This is a genomic window from Duganella vulcania (assembly GCF_009857655.1).
GTDB lineage: Bacteria > Pseudomonadota > Gammaproteobacteria > Burkholderiales > Burkholderiaceae_D > Rugamonas > Rugamonas vulcania.
The window spans coordinates 1-5975 of sequence record NZ_WWCX01000175.1 but is presented as its reverse complement, the minus strand read 5'-3'; the positions used below and the strand labels follow the sequence as shown (position 1 = coordinate 5975).

Here is a 5975-nt window from a genome sequence, read left to right as displayed (position 1 = left end):
TGCGGGCCGCGCTGCTGGCCGCGCGGGCGTGCCTCCCCTTGCGGGCGTGGCTGGCCCTGCCCCGGGCGGGCGTTGGGCGCTTGTGGTGCGCGGGAGGGGGCGTTCTGCGTGCTGGCGGGCGTGCTGGACGCGCCTTTGGACTTGTTGCTGGCTTCTGACATTGTTTTTTACAAAGGTTTTGGCGCGGAAGTCGCGCACCGAATTATAATGCGCCTAATGGAAAACCCTACCCAATTCGTCCAATGGCTGCGCTCCGTCGCGCCGTACATCCACGCCTTCCGTGGCAAGACCTTCGTGGTCGCCTTCCCTGGTGAACTCGTGAGCGCCGGCGCGCTGCAGGTGCTGGCGCACGATTTGTCGCTGCTGCACGCGCTCGACATCAACGTCACCGTGGTCTACGGCTCGCGCCCGCAGGTGGCCGAGCAGCTGGCCCTGCGTAACGTCGAGGGCCGCTTCCACAACGGCCTGCGCATCACCGACACCGCCGCCATGGAGTGCGCCAAGGAGGCCGCCGGCGAGCTGCGCCTGGACATCGAGGCCGCCTTCAGCCAGGGCCTGCCCAACACGCCGATGTCGCACGCGGCGATCCGCATCATTTCCGGCAACTTCATCACCGCCCGTCCGCTGGGCGTGATCGACGGCGTCGACCTGGAGCTGACCGGCATCACCCGCAAGGTCGACGCCGAAACGATCCACTCCATCCTCGGCTCGGACGGCCTGGTGCTGCTGTCGCCGCTGGGCTTCTCGCCCACCGGCGAGGCCTTCAACCTGACCATGGAGGACGTGGCGTGCAGCACCGCCATCGCCCTGCACGCCGACAAGCTGATCTTCATCACCGAGACCGGCATGATGACCGACGCCGGCGGCGCCGAGATCCGCGAGCTGTCCTCGCACCAGGCCGAGGCCGTGCTGCAGGCCGGCTTCCTGCCGGATTCCACCGCCTTCTACCTGAAGCACTGTATCAAGGCCTGCAACAACGGCGTCGAGCGCTCGCACATCGTCTCGTTCGACATGGACGGCTCGGCGCTGCTGGAACTGTTCACCCACGATGGCGTGGGCACCATGATCTCGCACGAGAACCTGGAGTCGCTGCGCCAGGCCACCATCGAGGACGTCGGCGGCATCATCAAGCTGATCGAGCCGCTGGAGGCGGACGGCACGCTGGTCAAGCGCGGCCGCGAGCTGATCGAGCGCGAGATCGACTATTTCTCCGTCATCGACCACGATGGCGTGATCTTCGGCTGCGCCGCGCTGTACCCGTTCCCGGAACAGAAGATGGCGGAAATGGCTTGCCTGACCGTCAACCCCGAGGTGCAGGCCCAGGGCGACGGCGAGCGCATTCTCAAGCACATGGAGAACCGCGCGCGCGCCATCGGCATCCAGAAGCTGTTCGTGCTGACCACCCGCACCTCGCACTGGTTCCAGAAGCGCGGCTTCGTGCCGGCCACGGTGGACGCCCTGCCGAAGGACCGCCAGCGCATGTATAACTGGCAGCGCAAATCCCAGGTTTTGATTAAGACCTTATAATCACGTTTTACCTACCGCTTTAGGAGCAACACAGATGGCCCGCACCGTTCAATGCATCAAACTCAACAAGGAAGCCGAGGGTTTGGACTTTCCACCGTATCCGGGTGAACTGGGTAAGAAGATCTATGAATCGGTTTCCAAGGAAGCCTGGGCGGCCTGGCTGAAGCACCAGACCATGCTGGTCAACGAGAACCGCCTGAACCTGGCCGACCAGCGCGCCCGCAAATACCTGGCCACGCAGATGGAGAAACACTTCTTCGGCGACGGCGCCGACGCAGCGCAAGGCTACGTGCCGCCAACCGAGTAAGGTTGGGAACGCCGGCGGCGCCCGCCGCCGGCATGGTTTTACATAGGCTTACACTGCTTCAGTTCGCATCTTGCCATGAAAACTTTGCCGTTTTCGCAAGTCATGCGGTACACCTCGACCGGTCCCGGTTCGCTCACCAATCCCGCGCCCCAGCCGCCCGTGCAGCCCTGCTGCCTGGCCAGCTTCTCCACCGTTGCCGACGAGACGCCGGCGCGGAATGGCACTTTCTGGATTTCCACGCCGTCGACATAGGCCAGCGGCGTGCCGTCGCCGGCCGTGGTGCGCGGCGCCGGCTGGCGTGGCGCGGGGGCTTCGTCGCGGGGCTTGCCCAGCGACGGCACCCACGCGCAGGAACTGAGCAGCATGGCGCCCAACAGCGCGCCACCCATCCACAGCACCGGCCGGCCGCGGTTCATCAGAAGCTCAGCGTCTGCACGCCGTCCGCCGTGCCCAGCAGGCAAACGTTGGCGCCGCGCGCGGCAAACAGGCCGACCGCGATCACGCCGACGATCTGGTTGATCTGCTGTTCCAGCGCCACCGGGTCGGTGATGGACAGGCCGGCCACGTCGACGATCACGCCGCCGTTGTCGGTGATGAAGGCCTCGTCGGTGCCCGGCTTGAGGCGCAGCTTGGGCGTGCCGCCCAGCTTGGCCAGCGCGCGGGTGACCGAGGCGCGCGCCATCGGCAGCACTTCCACCGGCAACGGGAACTTGCCCATCACATCGACCAGCTTGGAGCCGTCGGCGATGCAGACGAACTGCTTCGAGACCGAGGCGACGATCTTCTCGCGTGTGAGCGCCGCGCCGCCGCCCTTGATCATGGCGCCGGTCCTGGTGATCTCGTCGGCGCCGTCGATGTAGACGGCGATCCCGGCGACATCGTTCAGGTCAAATACCTCGATGCCGTGGCCGCGCAGGCGCGCCGCGGTCGCCTCGGACGAGGCCACCGCGCCCTTGATGCGGTGCTTGATCTTGGCCAGTTCGTCGATGAAGAAGTTGGCGGTGGAGCCGGTGCCGACGCCGATGATCTCGTTATCCACCACGTAGTCGATGGCGGCGCGGGCTACGGCTTGTTTCAGTTCGTCTTGGGTCATGATGTTTCTATAAGAGAGGGGAATGCAATCCCGCTATTTTAACGGATCGCCCCCGCCCGCCCCGCTTTTCCGCCAAAAATTGCGCATGGACAACACGCGGCGGGCGCCGGTGTCGCAGACTGGCACAAGCGCAGCGGACACGCAACGTTGCTTGCCAGCGACCGGGCCGGATATGCGAGAATGATTGCAACGCAGCGCCCAACAATGATTGCGGGGGAGGACACATGACGTCTACGAAAACAGTCTTGATTGTCGACGACAGCCGCGTATCGCGCCTGATGGCGCGCCAGTACATCGGCGCCCTGCACGCCGACTGGATCGTCGAGGAGGCGGCCACCGGCGAGGAGGCGCTGGTCAAGGCGCGCGCGGTCGGGCCGGACCTGGTCCTGATGGACGTCAACATGCCCGGCATGGGCGGCATCGCCGCCGCCGAGCAGCTGCGCCAGGAACTGCCCGCCCTGCCGATCTCGCTGCTGACCGCCAATGTCCAGGCCGCCACACGCGAGCGCGCCACCCTGCTGGGCATAGGCTTCATGGAAAAGCCCATCACCGAGGCCCGCATCGCGCAGCTGCTGTCCACGCTGGAAGCGGCCTGACCATGTTTGCCCTGTCCGAGCTGGAGAACGACGCGCTGATCGAGATCTTCAACATCGGCGTCGGCCAGGCCGCCGCGTCGATGAGCGCCATCGTCAACGAGGCGGTGCACATGTCGGTGCCGTCGGTGAGCTTCATCAACCGCGCCGAGGCCGCGCGCCTGCTCGACGGCAAATCGGCCGAGCCGGCCGGCGCCATCTGCGGCGTCAGCCAGCACTACGAGGGCGCGTTCTCGACCGAGGCCATCCTCATGTTCCCGGAGGATAAGAGCCTGGAGATCGTGCGCCTGATGGTGGGCGAGGCGGTGTCGCAGAAGGAGCTCACCGAGATGGAGCAGGAGGCCATGTGCGAGATCGGCAACATCATCCTCAACTCCTGCGTGGGCACGCTGGCCAACATCTTCCAGCGTGAGCTGCAGGGCTCGCTGCCGCAGTACCACGTCGGCACCAGCGACGAGATCCTGATCGCCTCCGGCAGCCAGGCCGACACCGTGGTGCTGATGCTGCACATCGATTTCCTGCTGGAGAAGCACCAGATCCACGGCTACGTCGCCTTCGTGCTCGACATCTCGGCGCTGCACGACCTCAAGGAGCAGATCAACCTCTACATCGCCCGCGCGATGGGCCAGGCATGATGAGCAAGCTCACCGACGCGCACCGCCTGCACCTGCTGCACAGCGTGCTGTGCGCGGTGAACCTGGGCGCCATCGTGCTCGACGGCGAACGGCGCGTGGTGCTGTGGAACGCGTGGATGATCAAGCATTCCGGCCTGGGCCACGACAAGGTGATCGGCGCCGACTTCTTCGCCGTCTGCCCCGGCCTGCGCGGCGGCCGGGTCGAGTCGGCGATCCAGCACGCGCTGTACAACAACTTCCCCTCGCTGCTGTCGCAAACGCTCAACAAGGCGCCGTTCGCGCTGTACGCCAGCCCGGCGGCGGCCGCCCGCAACGAGCGCATCCAGCAGGCGGTGGAGGTGACGCCGATCGCGGTCGAGGGCGCGGCGCGCCACTGCCTGATCCAGATCAACGACGTCAGCATCGCGGTCGGGCGCGAGAAGCTGCTGCGCGAGCAGGCCATGGTGCTGCGCACGCAGACCTTCGCCGACGGCCTGACCGGCATCGCCAACCGCCGCCACTTCGACGTGGCGATGGAGAAGGAACACCGGCGCGCCAAGCGCGGCGGCACGCCGCTGTCGCTGCTGATGATCGACATCGACCACTTCAAGGCCTACAACGACCACTACGGCCACCAGAAGGGCGACCAGTGCCTGATCCAGGTGGCGGCCGCGCTGGCGGCCATGCTCCGGCGGCCGTGCGACCTGATGGCGCGCTACGGCGGCGAGGAGTTCGCCATGATCCTGCCCGAGACCGACGTCGAGCAGGCCACGCTGATGGCCGAGGCGATCCGCGCGCGTACCCAGGAGCTGGCCATCCCGCACGAGCGCAACAGCGACGCCGGGCAGCAGGTCACGGTCAGCATCGGCATCGCCACGCAGCGGGTGGACGCGCCGGCCGGCATCGAGGCGCTGATCGGCGCGGCCGACCGCGCGCTCTACCTCGCCAAGCGCAACGGCCGCAACCGCACCGAGGCGCTGCTGCCGGCCTGATGCCCGGCGCGGCTGTGCTAGAGTGGCTGGGGTCATGCAAAAACAACCATATTCCCGGAGCGCCATGAAAATCTTTGCACGCGCCAGCGCCGGCACCGATCTGCTGCGGCTGGTCTTATGCGCCATCCTGTTCACCCACGGGGCCTACCGCTTCTACGAGGGAAGCAGCCCCATCCTCGGCCAGATCCTTGAAGAGCAAGGTTTCCCGCACGGCAGCGGCACCTGGCTGGCGTACGCGGTCAACCTGACCGAGACGGTGGGCACCGTGCTGCTGGCGCTGCGCCTGCTGACCTTGCCGGTGTGCGCGGCGCTGACCGTCATCTACACCACCGGCGTCATCCTGTTCCATCGCCACAACGGCTTCTTCGTGGTCGGGCCGGGCACCGGCGGCTGGGAGTACAGCGCGCTGCTGATCACCTGCCTGCTGGTCACGGCCTGGGAAGAGCTCAAGACCCGGCGCGGCCTGTCCGATCAGGTCCAGATGCGGTAGATCCAGTAGCTTTCGTCTTCGGATTTCAACATGCGCGCCAGCTCGTGCGGACTGTGGCCGGTGATCTCGCGCGCTTCGCGGCAAAAGTGGGCCTGGTCCGCATAGCCGCCGCGCGCGGCCACGTCGGACCACACCACGCGCCCGGCCAGGAACTCGTCGCGGGCGTCGAAGAAGGATTGCTCGGCGCGCTGCAGGCGCAACAGCTTGCGCATCGGCTGGCCGGCGCGCGCCTTGATGTGGCGCTCGATGCTGCGCACGCCGCGGCCAAGCGCGGAGATCGGTCGAGCGTCGTGTAGGGAAGGAGGGTGGTAAGTAGTGGAGCTCTCGGTGGTCGCGGTATCAGTGGAACAGGTGCGGCT

General features: G+C 66.5%; 9 protein-coding genes. 6 read left to right on the top strand and 3 right to left on the bottom strand.

What is annotated here, in order from left to right; translation table 11 throughout:
- Positions 1–216 precede the first annotated feature (216 nt).
- The gene (gene argA, locus GTP90_RS34505) at positions 217–1527 is read left to right on the top strand and encodes an amino-acid N-acetyltransferase (protein WP_161087742.1); all 1311 of its coding nucleotides are present in this window, start codon (positions 217–219) and stop codon (positions 1525–1527) included.
- 34 nt (positions 1528–1561) lie between these two features.
- Positions 1562–1834 carry an oxidative damage protection protein gene (locus tag GTP90_RS34500; RefSeq protein ID WP_161087741.1) on the top strand — a complete coding sequence of 91 codons (273 nt, stop codon included), beginning with the start codon at positions 1562–1564 and terminating at the stop codon, positions 1832–1834.
- Between the two features lie 38 nt (positions 1835–1872).
- Here the strand turns inward: GTP90_RS34500 and GTP90_RS34495 are convergent, their stop codons facing one another.
- The gene (locus tag GTP90_RS34495) at positions 1873–2250 is read right to left on the bottom strand and encodes a hypothetical protein (RefSeq protein ID WP_254452186.1); all 378 of its coding nucleotides are present in this window, start codon (positions 2248–2250) and stop codon (positions 1873–1875) included.
- Positions 2250–2927, bottom strand: coding sequence for a ribose-5-phosphate isomerase RpiA (gene rpiA, locus GTP90_RS34490; RefSeq protein WP_161087740.1), 678 nt, complete (start codon positions 2925–2927; stop codon positions 2250–2252). The genes GTP90_RS34495 and rpiA overlap by 1 nt, the downstream gene beginning before the upstream one ends.
- A 224-nt stretch (positions 2928–3151) precedes the next feature.
- Between rpiA and GTP90_RS34485 the strand changes: the two genes are divergently transcribed.
- The 4 genes from GTP90_RS34485 to GTP90_RS34470 all read left to right on the top strand — a co-directional run bounded on the left by GTP90_RS34485 (position 3152) and on the right by GTP90_RS34470 (position 5616).
- The gene (locus tag GTP90_RS34485; RefSeq protein ID WP_161087739.1) at positions 3152–3523 is read left to right on the top strand and encodes a response regulator; all 372 of its coding nucleotides are present in this window, start codon (positions 3152–3154) and stop codon (positions 3521–3523) included.
- Between the two features lie 2 nt (positions 3524–3525).
- The gene (locus tag GTP90_RS34480) at positions 3526–4155 is read left to right on the top strand and encodes a chemotaxis protein CheX (RefSeq protein WP_161087738.1); all 630 of its coding nucleotides are present in this window, start codon (positions 3526–3528) and stop codon (positions 4153–4155) included.
- Complete coding sequence (locus GTP90_RS34475) at positions 4152–5126, top strand: sensor domain-containing diguanylate cyclase (RefSeq protein ID WP_161087737.1); 975 nt, start codon at positions 4152–4154, stop codon at positions 5124–5126. The genes GTP90_RS34480 and GTP90_RS34475 overlap by 4 nt, the downstream gene beginning before the upstream one ends.
- A gap of 64 nt (positions 5127–5190) precedes the next feature.
- Positions 5191–5616, top strand: a complete 426-nt coding sequence (locus GTP90_RS34470) for a DoxX family protein (protein ID WP_161087736.1) — start codon at positions 5191–5193, stop codon at positions 5614–5616.
- Here the strand turns inward: GTP90_RS34470 and GTP90_RS34465 are convergent.
- Positions 5598–5975, bottom strand: a 378-nt coding sequence (locus GTP90_RS34465) for a helix-turn-helix domain-containing protein (protein WP_254452185.1), incomplete at its 5' end; no start/stop codon positions are given. The genes GTP90_RS34470 and GTP90_RS34465 overlap by 19 nt on opposite strands.

What these genes read in the sequence shown, in the direction of transcription:
- argA (WP_161087742.1), top strand. Translation starts at nt 217, where the DNA reads ATGGAAAACCCTACCCAATTCGTCCAATGGCTGCGCTCCGTCGCGCCG.
- GTP90_RS34500 (WP_161087741.1), top strand. Translation starts at nt 1,562, where the DNA reads ATGGCCCGCACCGTTCAATGCATCAAACTCAACAAGGAAGCCGAGGGT.
- GTP90_RS34495 (WP_254452186.1), bottom strand. Translation starts at nt 2,250, where the DNA reads ATGAACCGCGGCCGGCCGGTGCTGTGGATGGGTGGCGCGCTGTTGGGC.
- rpiA (WP_161087740.1), bottom strand. Translation starts at nt 2,927, where the DNA reads ATGACCCAAGACGAACTGAAACAAGCCGTAGCCCGCGCCGCCATCGAC.
- GTP90_RS34485 (WP_161087739.1), top strand. Translation starts at nt 3,152, where the DNA reads ATGACGTCTACGAAAACAGTCTTGATTGTCGACGACAGCCGCGTATCG.
- GTP90_RS34480 (WP_161087738.1), top strand. Translation starts at nt 3,526, where the DNA reads ATGTTTGCCCTGTCCGAGCTGGAGAACGACGCGCTGATCGAGATCTTC.
- GTP90_RS34475 (WP_161087737.1), top strand. Translation starts at nt 4,152, where the DNA reads ATGATGAGCAAGCTCACCGACGCGCACCGCCTGCACCTGCTGCACAGC.
- GTP90_RS34470 (WP_161087736.1), top strand. Translation starts at nt 5,191, where the DNA reads ATGAAAATCTTTGCACGCGCCAGCGCCGGCACCGATCTGCTGCGGCTG.